Source organism: Streptococcus oralis SK610 (assembly GCF_000257455.1).
Classification (GTDB): Bacteria; Bacillota; Bacilli; order Lactobacillales; family Streptococcaceae; genus Streptococcus; species Streptococcus oralis_CB.
Map to the genome: position 1 here is coordinate 1 of NZ_AJKQ01000011.1, position 718 is coordinate 718.

1 protein-coding gene is annotated in these 718 nt (G+C 56.0%); it reads left to right on the forward strand.

Features of this window, described 5'->3' with window-relative positions:
* Positions 1-718: hypothetical protein (locus HMPREF1115_RS11845; RefSeq protein WP_002882225.1), on the forward strand; the 718-nt coding region annotated here is incomplete at both ends.

Genomic DNA, 718 nt, shown 5'->3' on the forward strand with positions numbered 1-718 from the left:
CCAGTCCGCTTCGGTAAGTGCTAGTCAGTCAGCGTCAACGAGTGTGAGCCAATCTGCCTCAGTAAGCTCCAGCGAATCTGCTTCAGTGAGCGCCAGTCAATCAGCTTCAGTGAGCTCGAGTCAGTCTGCATCGGTAAGTTCGAGCCAATCCGCTTCAGCGAGCTCAAGCCAATCCGCTTCAGTGAGCGCAAGTGAATCAGCATCAGCGAGCGCAAGTGAATCTGCTTCCGTAAGCTCTAGTCAATCAGCATCAGCGAGCGCGAGCCAGTCTGCCTCAGTAAGTTCGAGTCAGTCCGCTTCAGTGAGCGCAAGTGAATCTGCATCAGTGAGCGCCAGCCAATCGGCTTCAGCAAGTGCGAGTCGATCAGCATCGGTAAGTGCGAGTGAATCTGCTTCAGCCAGCGCTAGCCAATCCGCCTCAGTAAGCGCTAGTCAGTCTGCTTCGGTAAGCTCAAGCCAATCCGCCTCAGCGAGCGCGAGCCAGTCTGTCTCAGTAAGTTCGAGCCAATCAGAATCAGTAAGCGCAAGTGAATCAGCCTCAGTCAGCTCCAGCCAGTCCGCCTCAGCAAGTGCGAGTCGATCAGCATCGGTAAGTGCGAGTGAATCTGCTTCAGCCAGCGCTAGCCAATCCGCCTCAGTAAGCGCTAGTCAGTCGGCGTCTGCAAGCTCGAGTCAGTCCGCCTCAGCCAGCGCTAGCCAATCAGCGTCTGTAAGCTCC